General features: G+C 52.4%; 2 protein-coding genes. Both read right to left on the bottom strand.

The features are described from left to right. Positions 1–43 precede the first annotated feature (43 nt). Positions 44–328, bottom strand: a complete 285-nt coding sequence (locus HHU12_RS34330; RefSeq protein ID WP_169661204.1) for a hypothetical protein — start codon at positions 326–328, stop codon at positions 44–46. A gap of 18 nt (positions 329–346) precedes the next feature. Next, positions 347–701, bottom strand: a 355-nt coding sequence (locus HHU12_RS34325) for a DNA polymerase (RefSeq protein ID WP_205960093.1), incomplete at its 5' end; no start/stop codon positions are given.

Here is a 701-nt window from a genome sequence, read left to right as displayed (position 1 = left end):
TTAGGGCAGCCCTTGAGGGCCGCCAGAACTTTGAGATACTCACTCATCGCTTGAACCCCACCCGGAAGTTACCACACGACACCTGAGGCTCTCGCAGCTCATCCTTCAGTCGGCCAACAATGGCTGACTTCATGGCTAGCTCAATGGACGCTTCGATACCTTCAGTAACGGCAGCACGTGCTAGTTCCAGCTCGATGCCTGACACCTTCTCCCCGTTAGCAATCTTACGGGACACGTCCAGCATACGCTTGGTGTAACCTTCCACATCTTTACTAGAAGCCACGAACTTCATGTCGAAACTTACGATACAACGCTTGGTAATAGCCATGATAAATCTCCTGTATTATTAGTGACATACGGCCCAGTTAGGACCCATCTTACCTTCTGTATCCAGACGGCAACGGAACTTGAAGTGGTCGCCCACGTTACGCATAGCTTGCTGCGCTATGTCAATCACCTGCTGTGCAATCTCTGGGGTCCGACAGGCCACTTGTATTTCATCGTGAACCCACGCCATGTAGGCGAAGTCGCCGTCCCAACCATGCTTCAACCCTGCCTTGAGAAGCAACTCTTCAGTCTCGATAATCCACAGCTTACAAATGAGCGCACCCGCTGACTGAAGCAACGTGTTGAGCGCGGCATGTGGTGACCGCACGTGTACCTTTCTTCCATCCAGTCCCTTAATCCAGCGCCGTTTCCAC

Origin of the sequence: Flammeovirga aprica JL-4, assembly GCF_012844305.1 — a bacterium.
Taxonomy (GTDB): domain Bacteria; phylum Bacteroidota; class Bacteroidia; order Cytophagales; family Flammeovirgaceae; genus Flammeovirga; species Flammeovirga aprica.
The sequence above is the reverse complement of the archived record's forward strand: the minus strand, read 5'-3'. Positions and strand labels throughout refer to the sequence as shown.

Coding starts and splice junctions, on each gene's coding strand:
- HHU12_RS34330 (WP_169661204.1), bottom strand. CDS start 328: ATGGCTATTACCAAGCGTTGTATCGTAAGTTTCGACATGAAGTTCGTG.